Source organism: Nonomuraea sp. NPDC003201 (assembly GCF_053590415.1).
Map to the genome: position 1 here is coordinate 1 of NZ_JBSFTC010000076.1, position 16,847 is coordinate 16,847.

A 16,847-nucleotide genomic window follows, 5' to 3' on the forward strand; every position below is an offset into this window, starting at 1 on the left:
CGCCCGGCCCGGAGCCCGCCCCGCCGGCGGTCACCCCAGGCGGATGTACGAGACCGGCGTGTCGGTGCACCGCGAGCCGCTCGAACACGTCGAGGTGCCGCCGGACGAACGCCAGGCGCCCCGCCCCCGTGCTAGTCAGGGGCGGCAGCGCCGCGCTGGTCGAAGGGGTGTCGGGGGATGCTGGGGGCGTTCGACGCGACCGAGGACGGCATCTGCCTCCTGGCCGCGATGGTCCTCTAGAACCCGGTCTCGCAGTCGAGGCAGTAGACCGCGTAGGCCCGGCCCAGCACCGGCAGCGCCACGTTACGGACCCTGATGCCGCCCGGCGTCATGCCCTTCTCGCTGCCCTTGTGCGCGTGGCCGTGCAGGATCAGGTCGGCGCCCGCCGTGTCGACCGCCTCCGCCAGCAGGTAGCTGCCCAGGAACGGGTAGATCTCGTGCGGCTCCCCCTCCAGCGTCTCCTTGATCGGGGAGTAGTGCGACAGCACCACGCGCTTCTCGGCCACGATCTCCTTCAGCGCGACCTTCCAGGACTCGGCGATGTAGCGGGTGTGGGCGACGAAGTTCTTGATCTCCCGCTCGCCGAACTCGCTGGCGCACTTGCCCGCGAACCCGCCGCCGAACCCCTTGCCGCCGACCACGCCCAGCTTCCTGTCGCCGCACTGGACGACGGCCCCGTCGTCGTCGAGCACCACGACGCCCGCGTCGCGCAGCTCGCCGGCGATCTCGTACTGCAGGTCGGAGTGGTAGTCGTGGTTGCCGAGCACCGCGACGACGGGGATCGGCAGGCCGCGCAGCTCGTCGGCCACGACCCGCCCCTCCTCCAGCGTGCCGTGCCTGGTCAGGTCCCCGGCCAGCATCAGCACGTCCGCGCGTTCCTCGATGCCCACCAGTCTCTTGCGGTACTGGCCTCTGTCGTCCTCCCCCAGGTGGATGTCTCCGACGGCCGCGATACGCAGGTCAGTCAAGACGCTCATCCTCCCCCGGCTCACTGGCCTCCACGACCCTGATCTCGTTGTGCAGGTGGAGCTCGGGCGCGGCCTCGTGCGCCACCTGGCCGAGCCGCTCGCGCTGCCCTGTCCCGCTGACCTCACCGCGCAGGAACAGCTGGTCGCCTCGTATGTCGACGCGGATTCCGAGCTCGTGCGTGCGTCCGTCCTCGGCCAGCGCCTGCTGGACGCGGGCCGCGACGTACTGCGGAGCTTCCATCACTCGCCTCCTTCTTCTGTCGCCGCATGCCCCTGGATTAACACCTCAAACGGCACGAATAGGGTCAATAACCGCCTGCTTGACCGGGCCCGCCGTGGCCGGTTGCCCGAAATATCGCCCCGCCCCGCCGTGCGCCTCGACCACCCGCGGATCCGGGGGCGGTGGTTACCCCGGAAGTTAAGGGGCAAACAGAACGGGCAGGTGGGCGGCATGTCGGATAACAGGGACATACCAGATAACGGAAAGTGGCACGAGGAGCGGGACATCAGGGGTCATGCCATGGTGCCCGCGACGCCACGCGACGTCGCGCATATCAGGATCGGGTCGTTCCTGCTGGTGTTCATGTTCGCGTTCGCGGTGCTCGGGATCATCGTCGGGGCGCCCGTCATGACGGGGATCGCGCTCGTGGTGGCCCTGGCCACGGTGGTCGACATCGCATTGGCCGTACGACGCCAGAAGCTGCGACAAGACGGAGAGGCGGGCTGACTGCGACATGACACCACTTGAAGGGCGCGTAGTGGTGGTGACGGGTGCCAGCGGCGGGGTCGGGCGAGCGGTCGTCCGGCAGCTCGGGCACCAGGGTGCGAAGGTGGCGCTCATCGCCCGGGGCACGACCGGGCTGGGCGCCGCCGCCGTGGATGTGGGAGTGGAAGGAGGTACCGGCGAGGTATTCGAGGCCGACATGGCCGACTATGACCAGGTGCGGAGGGCGGCCGAGCGTATAGAGGCGGAGATGGGGCCCATTTCCGTCTGGATCAACACCGCATTTTCATCCGTCTTCGCCAAATTCACCGATATTTCCCCAGATGAGTACGCCCGCACCACCGCGGTGACGTACCTGGGCTACGTCTGGGGCACGAAGGTGGCCCTGGACCTCATGCGTCCGCGCGACGCGGGTGCGATCGTCCAGACCGGCTCGGCTCTGTCGCAGCGCGGTATCCCGCTGCAGTCGGCGTACTGCGGCGCCAAGCACGCGGTCAAGGGGTTCACGGAGTCGGTCCGCACGGAGCTGCTGGCCGACCGCAGCGGCATCGACATCACGCTGGTGCAGCTGCCCGCGGTCAACACCCCCCAGTTCGACTGGGTGCTGTCCAAGCTGCGGCGCCACCCGCAGCCGGTCCCCCCGATCTACCAGCCGGAGGTGGCCGCCAGGGCCATCGTGCACGCGGCCGAGCACCCGGAGCGCAAGGAGTACTGGGTGGGGGCCAGCACGGCCGCCACCCTCCTGGCCCAGCGCGTGGCGCCGGCGCTGGTGGACCGCTACCTGGCCAGGACCGGCGCGCGGTCCCAGCAGACGGACGAGAAACCGCCGGAAGGCGTCGCCAACCTGTGGAAGCCGGCGGACGAGGACGTGGACTACGGCGCCCACGGCTCGTTCGACGCGCGCTCCCACGCCCACAGCCCCCAGCTCTGGCTGTCCCAGCACCGCGGCGCGGTCCTCTTCGCGCTGGCCGGCGGCGCGGCCGCCGCGTGGGCCGCCCGGCGACTGCGCGGGCGATGAGTCGAGCCCCGTCCCCCCTGATCGGCCTGACTTAAGCGGGCCTGGCGGGGTAGGCGGCGGGGAACCGCTTCCGAGGAGGCCATGATGCCTGAGCGCGATCTTCAGTACCTGACCGAGCTGGCCGCGCAACTGCGGGTCGATTCCGTGCGGGCGGCCGCTGAGGCCGGGTCCGGCCATCCGACCTCGTCGATGTCGGCGGCCGATCTGATGGCTGTGCTCTTCGCATGCCACCTGCACTACGACTTCGAGAACCCGGACAACCCCGCCAACGACCACTTGATCTTCTCGAAGGGGCACGCGTCCCCGCTGCTCTATGCGCTCTTCAAGGCAGCCGGGGTCGTCGACGACAAGGAGCTACTGACGTTCCGCCGGCGGGGCAGCCGGCTGGAGGGGCATCCGACGCCGCGGCTGCCGTGGGTGGACGTGGCCACCGGGTCCCTCGGGCAGGGGTTGCCGGTCGGGGTCGGGGTGGCCATGGCCGGGCGGCTGGAGCGGATGCCGTACCGGGTGTGGGTGCTCTGCGGGGACAGCGAGCTCGCCGAGGGGTCCATCTGGGAGGCGGCCGAGCACGCGGGCTGCGAAGGGCTGGCCAACCTGACCGCGATCGTGGACGTGAACCGCCTCGGCCAGCGCGGGCCCACCCGGCACGGATGGGACACGGGGGCCTACGCGCGCAGGTTCGGGGCGTTCGGGTGGCACACGATCGAGATCGACGGGCACGATCCCGGGCAGATCGACTACGCGCTCAGCGACGCCAGCAACACGCGCAGGCGGCCGACGGTGATCCTGGCCAAGACGCGCAAGGGCGAGGGAGCCCTGGAGGTCGAGAACCGCGAAGGGGCCCACGGCAAGCCGCTCAAGGACCCGGACAAGGCCGTCGAGGAGCTGGGCGGCCGGCGGGACCTGCGGGTGGAGGTGCACAAGCCCGAGGCCCCGGCTGCGCCGTACCGGTTCGAGACCAGGCCGATGAGCCTGCCCGCGTACAAGGTGGGGGACAAGGCGGCCACGCGGACGGCGTTCGGGGAGGCGCTGGCGGCGCTCGGCGCGGCGCGCGGGGACGTCGTGGCGCTGGACGGCGAGGTGGCGGACTCGACCAGGGCGGAGGCGTTCGGGAAGGAGTTCCCGGAGCGGTTCTTCGAGATGTACATCGCCGAGCAGCAGCTCGTGGCCGCCGCCATCGGCCTGCAGGTGCGCGGGTGGAAGCCGTACGCGGCCACGTTCGCGGCGTTCCTGACCAGGGCGTACGACTTCATCAGGATGGCCGGCGTGAGCAGGGCCTCGATCCGGCTCGTGGGGTCGCACGCGGGGGTGGCGATCGGCGAGGACGGGCCCTCCCAGATGGGCCTGGAGGACCTGGCGATGCTGCGGGCGGTCTACGGCAGCACCGTGCTCTACCCGTGCGACGCCAACCAGGCGGCGGCGCTGACGGCCGAGCTGGCGGACGTCGAAGGCGTCTCCTACCTGCGCACCACGCGCGGGGAGACGCCGGTCATCTACCCGCCGGACGAGCGGTTCCCCGTGGGCGGGTCGCGGGTGCTGCGGCACTCGCCCAACGACCGGGCCACCATCGTGGCCGCAGGGGTGACCGTGCACGAGGCCCTGGCGGCGGCCGACGAGCTGGGCGGGGCCGGGATCCCGGTGGGGGTGATCGACCTGTACTCGGTCAAGCCGGTCGACACGGCCGCGCTGGTCGAGGCGGCCACCACCACGGGCAACCTGATCACGGTGGAGGACCACCGGCTGGAGGGCGGGCTCGGCGACGCGGTGCTGGACGCGGTCAGCGAGCTGGGGCCGCGGGTGGTGAAGCTGGCCGTGACGGGCCTGCCCGGGTCCGCGACGCCCGAGGAGCAGCTGGCCGACGCCGGCATCGACCGCCACGCCATCGCCGAGGCGGTCAAGCGGCTCCTGTGATGGATATGCCGGACATGAATGAGGGCCGAGGGGCGACATGCCCCCGGCCCTCCCTTTTGGCGTGGCCCCCTGAACGGGAAGCCCCCGTCAACGGGCCTTCGCCGTCAGCCTCCTGTTGGCCCTCCTGATGGCGTTCACCAGCTCCTGCTTGGTCATCTTGGACCGGCCGCGCACGTCGAGCTTGGCGGCCATCTTCTGCAGGTACTCCCTGGTGGCGTTGAGGTTGACGCCCTCGACGACACCCTCGGCCGTCTTGGCCGTCCGGGTCATCGCGGCCTTGGCGGTCCGGGTGGCGGCCTTGGCGGTCCGGGCCATCGTGGCCTTGCCACCGGTCCGGCCACTGGTCCGCGTCGTGGTCTCCTTAGCCGTCCGGGTCATCGTCGCCTTGTCGGAGGGGCCCTTCTTGGGCTCCCAGTGGTCGCCGACCTTCTCGAAGGATCGCTTCAGCGCGGCGAACGCGGTCATGTGGGCGCGCCGGCCCTCGCCGTACTCCTTCACGGCGTTGTCGTGCGCCTTGATCCACGTGTTCTGCGCTCTCTTCGGCGAACGTTTGATGGTCGACGGCAGCTCTTCAACAGCTGGCATGTCGATTCACCTCCTACAGCGGTGGTTCGTCGTAGCGGCGGCGTTCCTCGTACACGGTGGTCCTGCGGGCTTCAGGCTCCTCATAGACCTCGTGACGGTGAACCGGCTCGTCGATGGGTCCGACCGCTCTACGGGTGACGCTGATCCTGTAGATGCCGAACAGAAGTCCGACGAGGCCGCCGAGCATGAGGATGACCCCCACTACGTTGATGTCGAGACCGGCGAGGTCGAACTCGACGGCCCAGGTGAGGATCGCGCCGAGCATGATGAGGATGATGCTTCCGGCGATGGTCATCAGATTTACCTCCTTGACACGGGAACCTCTATCCACATGTCGAAAAACAAACCAGTAGTACTGGTCGGGCTCATGGGCTCGGGCAAGTCGAGCGCCGGCCGGCTGATCGCGCAGGCGCTCGGGCTGCCGTTCAGCGACAGCGATCCGTTCCTTCAGGAGCGCTACGGCGGCACCGCCGCGCAGATCGCCGAGCGCGAGGGACCGGAGGCCCTGCACCGTTACGAGGCCGACCACGTGCTGCACCAGCTGGCCGGCGAGCCGGAGGTCATCGCGGCGGCGGCCAGCACGGTCGAGTTCCCCGAGGTGCGCGCGGCGCTGGCCAAGGCGTTCGTGGTCTGGGTGGACGCCGCCGACGAGGTGCTGGCCCAGCGGATGAAGTCGAGCAGCCACCGCCCCGACTACGGCCCCGCCGTCATGCGGGCCCGCCGCGAGCCGTTCTTCCGGGAGGTCGCGGACCTGAGGTGCGACGTCGGCGAGCAGACCCCCGAGCAGGTGCGGGACGCGACGCTGCGGGAAATGGGTTTGCCCGAAGGCGATCGGCACTGATAGCCAAAGGGGATGTTCGCCGAGAAGCCCACCCTGACGGGTGACCGCGTGACCCTCTGCCCGGTCGGCCCGGAGCATGTCGACGGCCTCTTCGAGCTGGTCTCCGACCCCGAGGTGGGCCGCCTGACGGGCTCGCACGGCGAGATCGACCGCGGAGCCGCCCACCAGTGGTACGCCACCAGGAAGGACCACGCCGACCGGCTCGACCTGGCCATCATGGCCGCCGGCGAATATGTCGGCGAGATCGTGCTCAACGAGCTCGACCAGCACAACCTCGCCTGCAACCTCCGCATAGCCCTCATCGGCGAGCGCGCCTTCGGCAAGGGCTACGGCACCGAGGCCATCGAGCTGGTCCTCGACCACGCCTTCGCCACGACGCCGCTGCACCGCGTCAGGCTGGGCGTCTACGCCTTCAACGAGCGGGCGCGGCACGTCTACAAGAAGGTCGGCTTCGTCGAGGAGGGCGTCGAGCGCGACGCCCTGCTGTGGGACGGCGAATGGCACGACGCGGTGCTCATGTCGGTGCTCCGGCGCGAATGGCCGGCAAGATCCGGAAGCCTGGCATAATGATCATGACGCATGGGTCCCCCGAGGCGCGCGGGGGACCTGTGGCGTCTTTGGGACAACCATTGGGCAGTGGCGTGCATCTAAGCATCAGTGACGATGCGCTTGGTGCCCGGTGACCCCGAGAGGCTCGGCGGCTTCTGGCCGGCGGCCAGACTCGGCGCGGGCGGGCGCGGCGTGGTTTACGACGCCTACGACGACGAGGGCCGCCGCTTCGCGGTGACGGTGCCGCGTGGCCAGGTCGGTCGCCGGTTCGAGCGGGTCACCTGCCCCCATCTGGCGGAGGTGGTCGCCGTCGGCGACGACGAGGGCGTGCCGTACGTGGTGAGCGAATACGTGGACGGACCTGACCTGCGGCGCGCGGTCGAGCTGCACGGGCCCTACGCGGGCGACGAGCTGGTCGCGCTGGCCGGCGCGCTGGCGTCGGCGCTGAGCGCGCTGCACGAGGCGGGTCTGACGCACCGGGGGCTCAATCCGGAGAGCGTGCTGCTGGCCGCCGACGGGCCCAAGGTGATCGAGCTGGGTCTGCCGGCCGGCGGCACGTACACGTACACGGCTCCCGAGGTCCTGACCGGGCGCGACTCGGGGGCGGCGGCCGACGTGTTCGCGTGGGGCGCCGTGGTGCTGTTCGCGGCCACCGGGGACGATCCGTTCAGCGGGACGAGCCTGGGCGGGGTCATGCACCGGCTGCTGACCGTCGATCCCGACCTCGGCGTGCTGCCGGAGCCGCTGCGCGAGCTGGTCGGACGCGCCCTGGCCAAGGATCCCGCCGACCGGCCCGCCGCGCCGGAGCTGTGGGTCGAGAGCCCGGCCGACGTACGGCCGCCCGAGGGGCACGCCGGGCCGCGCTCGCTGGGCGAGGTGGCCGAGGAGGTCTACCTCGCGCTCACGCCGCGGCAGCAGGCGGAGGTGCCGGGGGTGCTGCTGCGCCTGCTCGACGGCGACAGCCCGCACGACGAGGGCGACGTGCTCGGCCCGCTCATGGAGGCGGGTCTCCTGGTACGCCGCAGCGTGCGCGTGGCCCCGACCGAGACGCCCGTGGGCAAGCTCGTCGCGGTCAGCGACCAGCGGGTGGCCCCGGCCAGCGCGGCCCTCTACCGGGCCTGGCCCCGGCTGCGCGCCTGGGTCGAGGACGAGCGCGAGAGCATGCACGTGCACCGGGAGATCCGCGACGCCGCCAGGAACTGGTCGGAGCACCGGCGCGGCAGGAGCCACCTCTTCCGCGGCCAGGCGCTCGACACGGCGCTCGCCTGGGCCGCGACCAAGCGCCGTCATCTACGCCTCAACCAGCTCGAACGCGACTTCGTCAACGACAGCGTGACCCTGTCCAAGCAGCGCAGGAGGCTGCTCACGCCCGCGCTGGCGGCGCTGGCCGCCGTGCTGGCCATCGCCGTGACGCTGTCCGTGGTGTCCGTGCACGGGCAGAACCAGCTGCGCGGGCAGCTCGTCGAGGCCAACGCGCGGGCCGTGGCCGCCCGGGCGGAGGCGCTGCGGTCGTCCGATCCGCGTACGGCGATGCGGCTGAGCGTGGCGGCCTGGAAGCTGTCGCCGGTGTTCGAGGCGCGGGCGGCGCTGCAGGCCTCGCTGGTGCAGCCGGAGCTGGGGGTGTTCACCGATCCCGCCGCCGACCTGCGGGCGCGTTACGTGCTGCGCGGCGACCAACTGGTCAAATGGGGCACGGGTACGGTCGCCGTCTGGGACCTGGCCGGCGGGCAGCGGCTCGGCTCGTACTCGCTGCCGGCGGGCAGCGTGCTGAGCGACGACGGGAGGTTCGCGGAGGCGGCCGACGGCCGGCCGTTCGAGGTGTCCACGGGACGCGCGCCCTTAGAGCCGGTCACCTACGCGATCGGCCAGGGCAACAGGACCAGGGTCTACCGGGGCGGACGGCTGCTGTTCGACGTCGCCGACCGCCAGGTGGCGCTCTCCGCCGACGGGACCAGGGCCGCCTTCTCCAGCCTGAGCGGGCGGGTCGATCTGTGGGAGCTGGCAGGGCGGACCAAGACCGGCACCGTCTCGGTCCAGCCGCCCACCGGCGCGGACGCGGCGGCGCCCGCCCTGGCGTTCAGCCCCGACGGGGCGACGCTGGCCGTGGCCGGGCGCGACGGGATCACGCTCGTGGCGGCCAGGCCCCCGAGCCCCGTCATCCCCAAGCGGGCGACCACGCCGAACCCCACGGCGTCCGGAACACCCGAGATGTTCCGGGCGGACGGGCGCATGGCCCGGGAGTCCGTGCGTGGCATCGAGGTGGTCGGGGCCGACTCCCTGGGGCACACCTCGGCCGACCCGCCCGCCTTCAGCCCCGACGGACGCCTGCTCGCGCTGCCGGGCGACGGCGAGGTCCGGGTCTGGAACGTCGCCGAACGCCGCCTCGCGGGCGCCTACCCCCTCCGAAACCCCGAGCGCGGCCTGGCCTTCTCCGCCGACGGCCGCTCGCTGCGCTACCTGAGCGGCACCGGCTCCGTCGTCTCGCTCGACGTCTCGGGGCTGCCCGTGCCGTCCGAGGACGCCCCCTCCGCCGCATTCTCCGGCAACGGCCGGGTCGCCGCCAAGGAGGTCGGCGACTCCATCGAGCTCACCGACACCGTGGAGCGCAAGCCGCTCGGCCGCATCGCCGCCGCCGGCGACCTGGCCTTCGACGCCGACGGCCGGCTGCTCGCCGTCGCGGGCGACCCCGTGACCGTGTGGGAGGTGACCAGCAGCCGCCGGGTCGCCGCCATCGACGCGGGCGGCGACGTGCTCGCCGTGGCCCTCTCCCCCACCGGCGACACGCTGGCCACCGCGCGGGGCAGGACCCTGGAGACGTGGGACGTGCGCAAGGGGCGGCGCATCAAGGCGTACGAGGGCGCGGGCGACCTGGCGATGGCCTTCAGCCCCGACGGCTCGACGCTGGCCGCCGGCGCCAAGCTCCTCGACCTGCGCACCGGCGCGATCACCCCGCTGGTCCTCGACCGGTCCGCCGACGCCGGCGAGGACCCGCCCGCGCCGACCGCGCTCGCCTTCTCGCCCGACGGGCGCACGCTGGCGTTCGGGCTGGAGGGCGGGCACGTGCTCCTCTGGGACCTGCGCAAGGGGAAGGCACGGGGCACCATCCAGACGGGGACGGCCCCGGTGGACGAGCTCCGCTTCTCCCCCGGCGGCGACCTGCTGGCCATCGACGCCGCCCGTACCTCGCTCTGGGACGCGAGCACGATGCGGGAGGTCGGCCAGGCGGGCTCGTGGGCCGCCGGACCGGCCTTCACCCAGGACGGCAAGCGGCTGCGCGGCGTCGGGCCGGACGGCACCGTACGCGAGAGCCCGGTCGATCCCGGGCTGGCGGCGCAGGCGGTGTGCGCCAGGGCGGGCGGGTCGCTGAGCAAGGCGGAGTGGACCCGGCTGATCCCGGAGAGCGGCTACCAGAAGATCTGCTAGTCGCTCGCGTAGGTCTTGACCACCTTGCCCTGGAGGTTGGCGACCAGGTAGCCCGAGCGATACTCGTCGGACGCGTAGACGAGCAGCACCTGGCGCGGGGTGGCGAACGCGTAGTCGGGGTCCACGATCAGATAGCGCGAGGTCGGCTTGGGGACGCCGAGGTCCTTGTTGGCCTTCTTCAACAGGGCGGGGAGAGCGTTCCAGTTGTACTTCTGCAGGTCCACGACAGGGGTGCTCACCTTGCCGCCGGCGCTCGAGCGGGTGATCTCGCCGTCGCGGTAGAAGTACGTGTCATAGAGCTCTTTGTCACGCCTGATCGGTGCCTCGATCGACGCGTACGTGGGGTAGACCGTCATCCTGACGACCTTGGTGTCGCCGAGCTCGGTCTTGATCTTGGTGATCAGGGCCCGCATTCCCGCAGGGGTGTGCAGGTTGCCGGGCGTGGCGGGCGTGCTGTCGCGCGGGGACTCGGGATCGGTGCGCTCCACCTCTGAGGAGTCCTCCGAGGTGGAGCGCACCGTCGGGTCCTTCTTCGTGGTGCTCCTCGACGCGGAGGGGATCAGCTGCCACACCAGCACGCCCGCCACCGTGACCGCGACGGCCGACGTCACGATGCCCACGGTGAGGCCGCCGCCGCGGCGGCGGCCGTGCATGGTGGTCGCCTTCGGGATCGGCGCCGGACCCCACGGGGGCTGCTGCTGCGCGTGGCCGTACCCGGGCGGCATGGTCTGCCCGCCCATCGGCGGCCCTGCGTGACCGGCCCTGGGCGGGACCGTGTAGGCGGCGTGCGGCCCGGGCGTCCCAGGGCCCGTCGCGTGACCCATTCCGGGGCCCGTCGCGTGACCCATCCCAGGACCTGTCGCGTGACCCATTCCGGGGCCCATCGCGGGGCCCGCCGGGGCGGGGCCCTGGGCGTGCGGGCCCGGCATCGCCGGAGCCGGGGCGGGTGCGGGGGGCATCGGGGGCGGCGGCGCGCCGGGGTCGGTCGCCGAGGCCAGCATGCGGTCGAGGGTCTCGGCGTCGGGGCGGCCCGCCGGGTCACGCCTGAGCAGCGCGCTCAGCACGGGGCTGAGCGCCCCGGCGCGCTCCGGCGGCGGCACCTCCTGGTTGAGCACCGCGGCCAGGGTCGCCAGCGTGGTGCTCCTGCGCAGCGGGTGCCGGCCCTCCACCGCCACGTACAGCATCATGCCGAGCGACCAGAAGTCGGAGGCGGGGTCGCCCTCGACGCCGTTGATGCGCTCGGGCGCCATGTACTCGGGCGAGCCGATGAACGACCCGGTGGCCGTCAGGCTCGTGGACTCGCGTACCGCCGCGATGCCGAAGTCGGTGAGCACCGACCGGCCGTCCTCGCGTAACAGGACGTTGGCGGGCTTGACGTCGCGGTGCTGGATGCCGACGGCGTGCGCGGCCCGCAGCGCGGACAGGACCTCCCGGCCCAGGCGCGCCACCTCTTGGGGCGACATGGGCCCGCGCTGGATGCGGTCCTGGAGGGAGCCGCCCGTGACCAGCTCCATGACGATCCACGGGTAGCCCTGCTCGCCGGGGTCGACGATGTGGTGGATGGTGGCCACGTGCGGGTGGTTCAGCCGGGCCAGGGCTCGGGCCTCGCGCAGCACCCTGGCCCGCAGCTCGCGGGCGCCCGCCGGGTCGTGCTCGTCCATGGAGGGGTCGGGCGGGCGTACCTCCTTGAGCGCGACCTCGCGGTGCAGGGCCACGTCCCAGGCCCGCCACACCAGGCCCATGCCCCCGCCACCGAGCCGCTCCGTGAGCTCGAAGCGGCCGTCGATCACCCGTTTGTGCATGCAGAGCAGCGTAGGGCCGACCCGCTGCCCGCGCCATCGAACCCCGGCAGTACGGACATCACGCGCTTATCGCCAGCGACCCCGCTTCGACGCCGTACCGGAAGGGCAGGCCCTGGGCGTACCTGGACAGCTCGTCGAGCGCCTGGTGGGCCAGACGGGACAGCTCGCCGCCGAGCGACCCGGCGATGTGCGGGGTGAGCAGGACGTTCGGGAGGTCGAAGAGGGGCGAGTCGGCGGGCAGCGGGTCGGGCTCGGTCACGTCGATCACCGCGTACAGCCGCCCACCGGCCAGCTCGGCGACGAGCGCGTCCTGGTCGACGAGCGCGCCCCTGGCCGTGTTGATCAGCGTGGCGCCGTCGCGCATGCGGGCGAGGCGGGCCGCGTCGATGAGGTGCCTGGTCTCCGGGAGCGAGGGTGCGTGCAGGCTGACCACGTCGCACCGCTCGATCAGCTCGTCCAGCCCGACGTGCGGCACGCCCAGGTCCTCCGTCAGGTACGGGTCCGCCACGAGCACGTCGAGCTCGAACGGCCGCAGCAGCTCGATCACCCGGCGGCCGATCCTGGAGGCCCCGACGATGCCGACCGTGCGCCGGTAGTTGCCGAACCCGGGGAAGCGGCCGTCCACGTCGATCCGCGCCCGTTGCTCCCGGTAGAGCGCGGCGATGTCGAGCACGCGCTTGTTGGCGAACAGGATCGAGGCCAGCGTGAACTCGGCCACCGGCTCGGCGTTGGCCGCCGCGGCGGACGACACGACGATGCCGCGCTCCCAGCACGCCTCGGTGACGTGGTGCTTCACGGTGCCGGCGGCGTGCACGATCGCGCGCAGCCTGGGCGCCCTGGCCAGCACGTCCCCGGTGACGGGCGGGCACCACCAGCTCGTGTAGAGCACCTCGGCGCCGGCCAGCGCCTCGGCCACGGCCGGATCCGCGAAGTCCTCGGCCACCAGGCCGGGGTCCACGTCGGCGATGCCGACCAGGCGGTCGCGCACCTCGCCGGTGAAGAGCCGGGCCGCCACCGGTCGACCCATGGCCAGCAGCGTCTTCGGCCGTGATGCGCTCATATCGCTCCCCCCGCAACCAATACGATCGAATCGATCATAACGAAGAGGGTGCGGACGACTCCCGGGGCCTGAGCTCGGGCAGCAGCGCCACGTGGCGGCCGACCGGGGCGGCGCCCGCGGTGAGTCGGGCGATCAGCAGGTCCACCGCGCAGCGCCCGACCTCCTCCTTGGGCGGCGCCACGGCGGTGAGCGAGGGCGAGCAGAACGCGGCCACCTCGTCGTCGTAGGCGACCAGCGACACCTCGCCCGGGATGTCCACGCCCGCCGCGCCCAGGTGCCTGACCAGCGTGAGCGCGTCCTCGTCGTTGTGCACGAGCAGGCCCGTCACGCCCCGGTCGCGCACCAGGCGCAGCACGCCCGCCACGAGCTCGTCGGTGCGGTCGCGGTCGATGACGATCTCCGCGGGGGTGTCCAGGCCCAGCGCCGAGGCGCCCGCCAGCAGGCCCGCCCGGATCCCCGGCGTGGTCGGGCTGGGGAAGGCGACGAGCGCGAGCCCGCGGTGGCCCAGCTCGGCCAGGTGGCGTACGGCGAGGTAGGCGCCGTGGGCGTGGTCGGAGGCGACCGCGTCGAGCGTGGCGGCCGGGCCCGCCGACTTGGCCCGGCGCTCCACGAGCACGGCCGGGACGCTCAGCCCGGCCAGCCACTCCACGTGGGAGCCGTCGGGCTGCCTGCTCGGGGTGAGCAGCAGGCCCTCCGCGCCGCCCTTGACGAGCTGGCGCACCTGGGCGCGGTCCTCGGCGTCCTCGTACCGGGAGATGCCGAGCACGAGCCGCGCCCCCGCCCTGGCCGCCTGCTCCTGGGCGCCCTTGATCACGGCCGGGTAGTAGTAGTGCGCGGTCGGGACCAGCATGCCGATGGTCAGCCCGCCGGCCCGCGGGGCGGGGGCCGCGGCGGGCAGCGTGACGCCGCCGTGCACCCTGGCGAGCAGGCCCTGGGCGGCCAGGTGCTCGACGTCCCTGCGCAGGGTGACGGCGGAGACGCCCAGCGCCTCGGCCAGGTCGGCCACCCGGGCCGAGCCGCGGTCGCGGACCTGGCGGAGGATGAGCCTGTGGCGCTGCTCGACGGACATGCCTCGATCCTATGCCTTTCGAAATGATCGTTTTAGTTTCGTTCGATCAAGAGCTATTGAGGTCCGGAATCGACCTCATCACCCCCTACCTTTGACGTATGGACCCCCTCATCAGCCGCAGGGCGCTCAACCGGGCCACGCTCGAGCGCCAGCACCTGCTGCGCCACACCGACAACTCCGTGGTCGAGGTCGTGGAGCGCCTCGGCGGGCTTCAGGCGCAGACCCCGCACACCTGGTACACCGGCCTGTGGAACCGGGTCGAGGGCTTCAAACCCGCCGACGCCGCCGACCTGCTGCTCTCGCGCGAGCTCGTACGCATCGCGCTGCAGCGCGGCACGATCCACCTCGTCTCCGCCCGCGACTGCCTGGCCATCCGGCCGCTGCTGCAGCCCGCCATCGGGCGCATGACCACGTCGACGTTCGGCAAGCGGTGGCAAGGGGTCGACCTGGACGAGCTGGCCGCGGTCGGGCGGGAGCTGCTGGAGGAGCGGCCCATGACGTTCGCCGAGCTGGGCAGGAAACTGGCCGAGCGGTGGCCGTCGAACGATCCGCACGCGCTCGGCCAGGGCGTGCGGTGGCTGGTGCCGCTCGTACAGGTGCCGCCCCGGGGCGTGTGGGGCAAGAGCGGGCCCATCGCGCACACGAGCGCCGAGTCCTGGCTGGGCTTCGAGGTGCCGCCGATGACGGCGGCCGAGCTGGTGCGGCGCTATCTCGCGGCGTTCGGGCCGGCGTCGGTGATGGACGTGCAGACGTGGTCGGGGCTGACGCGGCTGGGCGAGGTGGTGGACTCGCTCGACCTGGTCCGCTTCAGGGACGAGGCCGGCCGGACCCTGTACGACCTGCCCGACGCCGTACGGCCCGACGAGGACACCCCGGCGCCGGTGCGGCTGATGTACGACTTCGACAACCTGTTCCTGTCGTACGCCGACCGCTCCCGGGCCATCTCCGACACGGGAGCGACCGCCCTCCAGGGCTTCATGGGCACGAACGTGGTGCCGCGCGTCATCCTGGTGGACGGCTTCACCGCCGGGGACTGGACGGTCGCCCGCGCCAAGGGCACCTCCACGCTCACCATCCACCGGTGGATGCCGATCCCGGTCCTGGAGGATGTCGAGGAGGAGGCGCGGAGACTGCTGGAGTTCCTGGCGCCGGGCGACAAACACGAAATCACGGTCTCCGACGGCCCCTCCAAGCCCTGACACGGGCGTGCACCGAGGGGAACGGCATGGTCTTCGCTGAGGCGCGGAAGGCCTGGCGCACTGAGCCGCGGTCTAGGGACCGTACGGGTCCACCAGGGGTGACGGGGTCCGGGCCACCTCCAGCACCTCCTCGGGGAAGGCCGGCCCGGTGGTGTAGAAGCGGGTGCGGGTCTTACCGACCGGGGTGAGCAGTTGGGCGGTGACCAGGTCGCGTAGGTCGCGTTGGGCTTGTTGAACGCTGAGGCCTTCGGCGCTCTCGTAGCGAGTGCGGCGGACGCGTCCGGATATCGCGGCATCGTGCAGCGCGGTCACCACGCGTTCGTCGAGCCGCCGTTGCCGGGCGAACTCCTCCAACAGCACCCATACCCGATTAGAGCGCTCAAGGCGGGCTTTTACCGTTTGTCCCTGCTGGTGGTAGGCGGTGAGGTTGAAACGGATCCAGTCGGAAACGTCCTGGTCCGGACGATAGGTCGCGCCGCGCCGGGCGAGCACGGCGTAGTACTCCCAGGTGTTGCCCGGCCTGCCCAGCCATGCCTCGATGGAGGAGAACTCCGGCGCGAGCACCCCGTCCCTGGCGATGATCAGGGTCTGCAGTGAGCGTGACATCCGTCCGTTGCCGTCGGCCCAGGGGTGGATCGAGACCAGGTGCAGGTGTGCCATGGCTGCTCTGATGAGCGGGTGATCGCCGTTGTCGGTGTTGAGCCAGTCGCAGAACTCGCGCATCAGGCTGGGTACGTCCAGCGCCTCAGGAGCCGTGTAGACGGCGATGCTCGGATCACGGGCGTCGGTGACGTAGACGGGACCCTTGCGCCACTGCCCGGCGGGTTTGCGCATGGTGTGGCGGTGGCCCTGGAGCATCCAGTGGAGCGCGTTGAGGAAGCCCGCGCTGTAGCGGAAGTCCTCGACGTCGTGGAGAGTCTGGATGTAGGTCATCATCCGCTGGTAGGCGAGGGTCTCTTCGCGGTTCTCCTCCGAGACATCCACGTCCCTCTCACCCTCCATCAGGTCTTCCACGTCGATCGTGGAGACCTTGAAGCCTTCGATGGAGTTGGAGGCGGCGACCGCGTCGGCGGTCAGAAACCTCCGGAGCCCTGCGGTCCACTTGGCGGGTGTGGCGCGAACCTGATGACGCAACGCACGTCGGGCCGCCTCGATCTCCTCGAGGACCCGGCCGTCTTCCGCGGCGAGGGACGGCGTGGCGTACAGCATGCTGCCATAATAGATTGACGCAATCATTGCGTCAATCTATTGACCGTACGGCAACGCCGAGCGCGAAGGCCGACGGCGCGGCCACCAGGAACGAGCAGAGCAGCCGGCCGGGTGGAAACCCGTACCCCGGCGTAGGCCCGCCGCCGGGGTGGCCAGGGCCGTTCCGGGGGCCTGACCTTTACCTTTGGGCTCGTAAGAGAGACCCTCGAAGGTAGGGAGGTGTCTTCTCCATGGAGTACAAACAGTGGAACATACAGATCTGGATCAGTGAGGACGACGAGGACGCCGTGACCACGGCCACGGCGGTGCTGTTCACCGCGGACGGCAAACGCCACGAGAGCGTGGCGCACGCCCGACGCAATCCCACTGACCGCCCGGTGCCCGGGATCGGCGACGAGCTGGCCGCTGGGCGGGCCCTGTCCAATCTGGCCTCGAAGTTGATCGAGGACGGCGCGGACGACGTGGCCCAGCTGGCCGGCACGGCATAGT

General features: G+C 71.7%; 16 protein-coding genes. 8 read left to right on the forward strand and 8 right to left on the reverse strand.

Annotated elements, in window-relative coordinates:
• Positions 1 to 236 precede the first annotated feature (236 nt).
• A complete protein-coding gene (locus tag ACWDX9_RS25580; protein WP_221519178.1) occupies positions 237 to 968 on the reverse strand; it encodes a metallophosphoesterase family protein in 732 nt (243 codons plus the stop codon).
• On the reverse strand, positions 961 to 1,209 hold the full coding sequence (locus tag ACWDX9_RS25585) for a BON domain-containing protein (RefSeq protein ID WP_192787480.1): 249 nt from the start codon (positions 1,207 to 1,209) through the stop codon (positions 961 to 963). Before ACWDX9_RS25585 ends, ACWDX9_RS25580 begins: the two co-directional genes overlap by 8 nt.
• 210 nt (positions 1,210 to 1,419) lie before the next feature.
• On the opposite strand from ACWDX9_RS25585, the gene ACWDX9_RS25590 reads away from it, so the two are divergent.
• From ACWDX9_RS25590 to ACWDX9_RS25600, 3 genes are all read left to right on the forward strand, one after another.
• Complete coding sequence (locus ACWDX9_RS25590; protein ID WP_350728245.1) at positions 1,420 to 1,695, forward strand: hypothetical protein; 276 nt, start codon at positions 1,420 to 1,422, stop codon at positions 1,693 to 1,695.
• Between the two features lie 7 nt (positions 1,696 to 1,702).
• Positions 1,703 to 2,710, forward strand: coding sequence for an SDR family oxidoreductase (locus ACWDX9_RS25595; protein WP_449957972.1), 1,008 nt, complete (start codon positions 1,703 to 1,705; stop codon positions 2,708 to 2,710).
• Positions 2,711 to 2,791: 81 nt separating this feature from the next.
• Complete coding sequence (locus ACWDX9_RS25600) at positions 2,792 to 4,621, forward strand: transketolase (RefSeq protein WP_449957974.1); 1,830 nt, start codon at positions 2,792 to 2,794, stop codon at positions 4,619 to 4,621.
• 87 nt (positions 4,622 to 4,708) lie between these two features.
• On the opposite strand, the gene ACWDX9_RS25605 is transcribed toward ACWDX9_RS25600, so the two are convergent.
• Both ACWDX9_RS25605 and ACWDX9_RS25610 read right to left on the reverse strand, forming a co-directional pair.
• A complete protein-coding gene (locus ACWDX9_RS25605) occupies positions 4,709 to 5,206 on the reverse strand; it encodes a ChaB family protein (RefSeq protein WP_449957975.1) in 498 nt (165 codons plus the stop codon).
• A 13-nt stretch (positions 5,207 to 5,219) separates the two neighbouring features.
• A complete protein-coding gene (locus ACWDX9_RS25610) occupies positions 5,220 to 5,501 on the reverse strand; it encodes a hypothetical protein (protein WP_192787484.1) in 282 nt (93 codons plus the stop codon).
• Positions 5,502 to 5,537: 36 nt separating this feature from the next.
• Here ACWDX9_RS25610 and ACWDX9_RS25615 point away from each other — a divergent pair, with 36 nt between their 5' ends.
• The 3 genes from ACWDX9_RS25615 (at position 5,538) to ACWDX9_RS25625 (ending at position 10,019) form a co-directional block, all read left to right on the forward strand.
• Positions 5,538 to 6,047, forward strand: a complete 510-nt coding sequence (locus ACWDX9_RS25615) for a shikimate kinase (protein WP_449957977.1) — start codon at positions 5,538 to 5,540, stop codon at positions 6,045 to 6,047.
• A gap of 12 nt (positions 6,048 to 6,059) precedes the next feature.
• Positions 6,060 to 6,614: a GNAT family N-acetyltransferase gene (locus ACWDX9_RS25620; RefSeq protein WP_449957979.1), complete on the forward strand. Its 555-nt coding sequence runs from the start codon at positions 6,060 to 6,062 to the stop codon at positions 6,612 to 6,614.
• Between the two features lie 105 nt (positions 6,615 to 6,719).
• Complete coding sequence (locus tag ACWDX9_RS25625; RefSeq protein WP_449957981.1) at positions 6,720 to 10,019, forward strand: protein kinase domain-containing protein; 3,300 nt, start codon at positions 6,720 to 6,722, stop codon at positions 10,017 to 10,019.
• Here the strand turns inward: ACWDX9_RS25625 and ACWDX9_RS25630 are convergent.
• Genes ACWDX9_RS25630 through ACWDX9_RS25640 form a run of 3 tightly spaced genes read right to left on the reverse strand, consistent with a single transcriptional unit; the run spans position 10,016 to position 13,950 of the window.
• A complete protein-coding gene (locus ACWDX9_RS25630; RefSeq protein WP_449957983.1) occupies positions 10,016 to 11,821 on the reverse strand; it encodes a protein kinase domain-containing protein in 1,806 nt (601 codons plus the stop codon). The two genes, ACWDX9_RS25625 and ACWDX9_RS25630, sit on opposite strands and share 4 nt — an antisense overlap.
• A 58-nt stretch (positions 11,822 to 11,879) precedes the next feature.
• Positions 11,880 to 12,881 (reverse strand): hydroxyacid dehydrogenase, encoded by a 1,002-nt coding sequence (locus tag ACWDX9_RS25635; protein WP_449957985.1) that lies wholly within the window; start codon positions 12,879 to 12,881, stop codon positions 11,880 to 11,882.
• A gap of 34 nt (positions 12,882 to 12,915) precedes the next feature.
• Positions 12,916 to 13,950, reverse strand: a complete 1,035-nt coding sequence (locus ACWDX9_RS25640) for a substrate-binding domain-containing protein (protein ID WP_449957987.1) — start codon at positions 13,948 to 13,950, stop codon at positions 12,916 to 12,918.
• Between the two features lie 98 nt (positions 13,951 to 14,048).
• Here ACWDX9_RS25640 and ACWDX9_RS25645 point away from each other — a divergent pair, with 98 nt between their 5' ends.
• Positions 14,049 to 15,149 (forward strand): winged helix DNA-binding domain-containing protein, encoded by a 1,101-nt coding sequence (locus tag ACWDX9_RS25645; protein WP_449957989.1) that lies wholly within the window; start codon positions 14,049 to 14,051, stop codon positions 15,147 to 15,149.
• A 72-nt stretch (positions 15,150 to 15,221) separates the two neighbouring features.
• Here the strand turns inward: ACWDX9_RS25645 and ACWDX9_RS25650 are convergent, their stop codons facing one another.
• A complete protein-coding gene (locus ACWDX9_RS25650; protein ID WP_449957991.1) occupies positions 15,222 to 16,358 on the reverse strand; it encodes a Fic family protein in 1,137 nt (378 codons plus the stop codon).
• 230 nt (positions 16,359 to 16,588) lie between these two features.
• Between ACWDX9_RS25650 and ACWDX9_RS25655 the strand changes: the two genes are divergently transcribed.
• A complete protein-coding gene (locus tag ACWDX9_RS25655) occupies positions 16,589 to 16,846 on the forward strand; it encodes a DUF1876 domain-containing protein (protein WP_185067965.1) in 258 nt (85 codons plus the stop codon).
• Position 16,847 lies beyond the last annotated feature (1 nt).

Bases quoted from the DNA above. Each gene is read 5' to 3' on its own strand.
- ACWDX9_RS25585 (WP_192787480.1), bottom strand. From the start codon at position 1,209: ATGGAAGCTCCGCAGTACGTCGCGGCCCGCGTCCAGCAGGCGCTGGCC.
- ACWDX9_RS25590 (WP_350728245.1), top strand. From the start codon at position 1,420: ATGTCGGATAACAGGGACATACCAGATAACGGAAAGTGGCACGAGGAG.
- ACWDX9_RS25595 (WP_449957972.1), top strand. From the start codon at position 1,703: ATGACACCACTTGAAGGGCGCGTAGTGGTGGTGACGGGTGCCAGCGGC.
- ACWDX9_RS25600 (WP_449957974.1), top strand. From the start codon at position 2,792: ATGATGCCTGAGCGCGATCTTCAGTACCTGACCGAGCTGGCCGCGCAA.
- ACWDX9_RS25605 (WP_449957975.1), bottom strand. From the start codon at position 5,206: ATGCCAGCTGTTGAAGAGCTGCCGTCGACCATCAAACGTTCGCCGAAG.
- ACWDX9_RS25610 (WP_192787484.1), bottom strand. From the start codon at position 5,501: ATGACCATCGCCGGAAGCATCATCCTCATCATGCTCGGCGCGATCCTC.
- ACWDX9_RS25615 (WP_449957977.1), top strand. From the start codon at position 5,538: ATGTCGAAAAACAAACCAGTAGTACTGGTCGGGCTCATGGGCTCGGGC.
- ACWDX9_RS25620 (WP_449957979.1), top strand. From the start codon at position 6,060: ATGTTCGCCGAGAAGCCCACCCTGACGGGTGACCGCGTGACCCTCTGC.
- ACWDX9_RS25630 (WP_449957983.1), bottom strand. From the start codon at position 11,821: ATGCACAAACGGGTGATCGACGGCCGCTTCGAGCTCACGGAGCGGCTC.
- ACWDX9_RS25635 (WP_449957985.1), bottom strand. From the start codon at position 12,881: ATGAGCGCATCACGGCCGAAGACGCTGCTGGCCATGGGTCGACCGGTG.
- ACWDX9_RS25640 (WP_449957987.1), bottom strand. From the start codon at position 13,950: ATGTCCGTCGAGCAGCGCCACAGGCTCATCCTCCGCCAGGTCCGCGAC.
- ACWDX9_RS25645 (WP_449957989.1), top strand. From the start codon at position 14,049: ATGGACCCCCTCATCAGCCGCAGGGCGCTCAACCGGGCCACGCTCGAG.
- ACWDX9_RS25650 (WP_449957991.1), bottom strand. From the start codon at position 16,358: ATGCTGTACGCCACGCCGTCCCTCGCCGCGGAAGACGGCCGGGTCCTC.
- ACWDX9_RS25655 (WP_185067965.1), top strand. From the start codon at position 16,589: ATGGAGTACAAACAGTGGAACATACAGATCTGGATCAGTGAGGACGAC.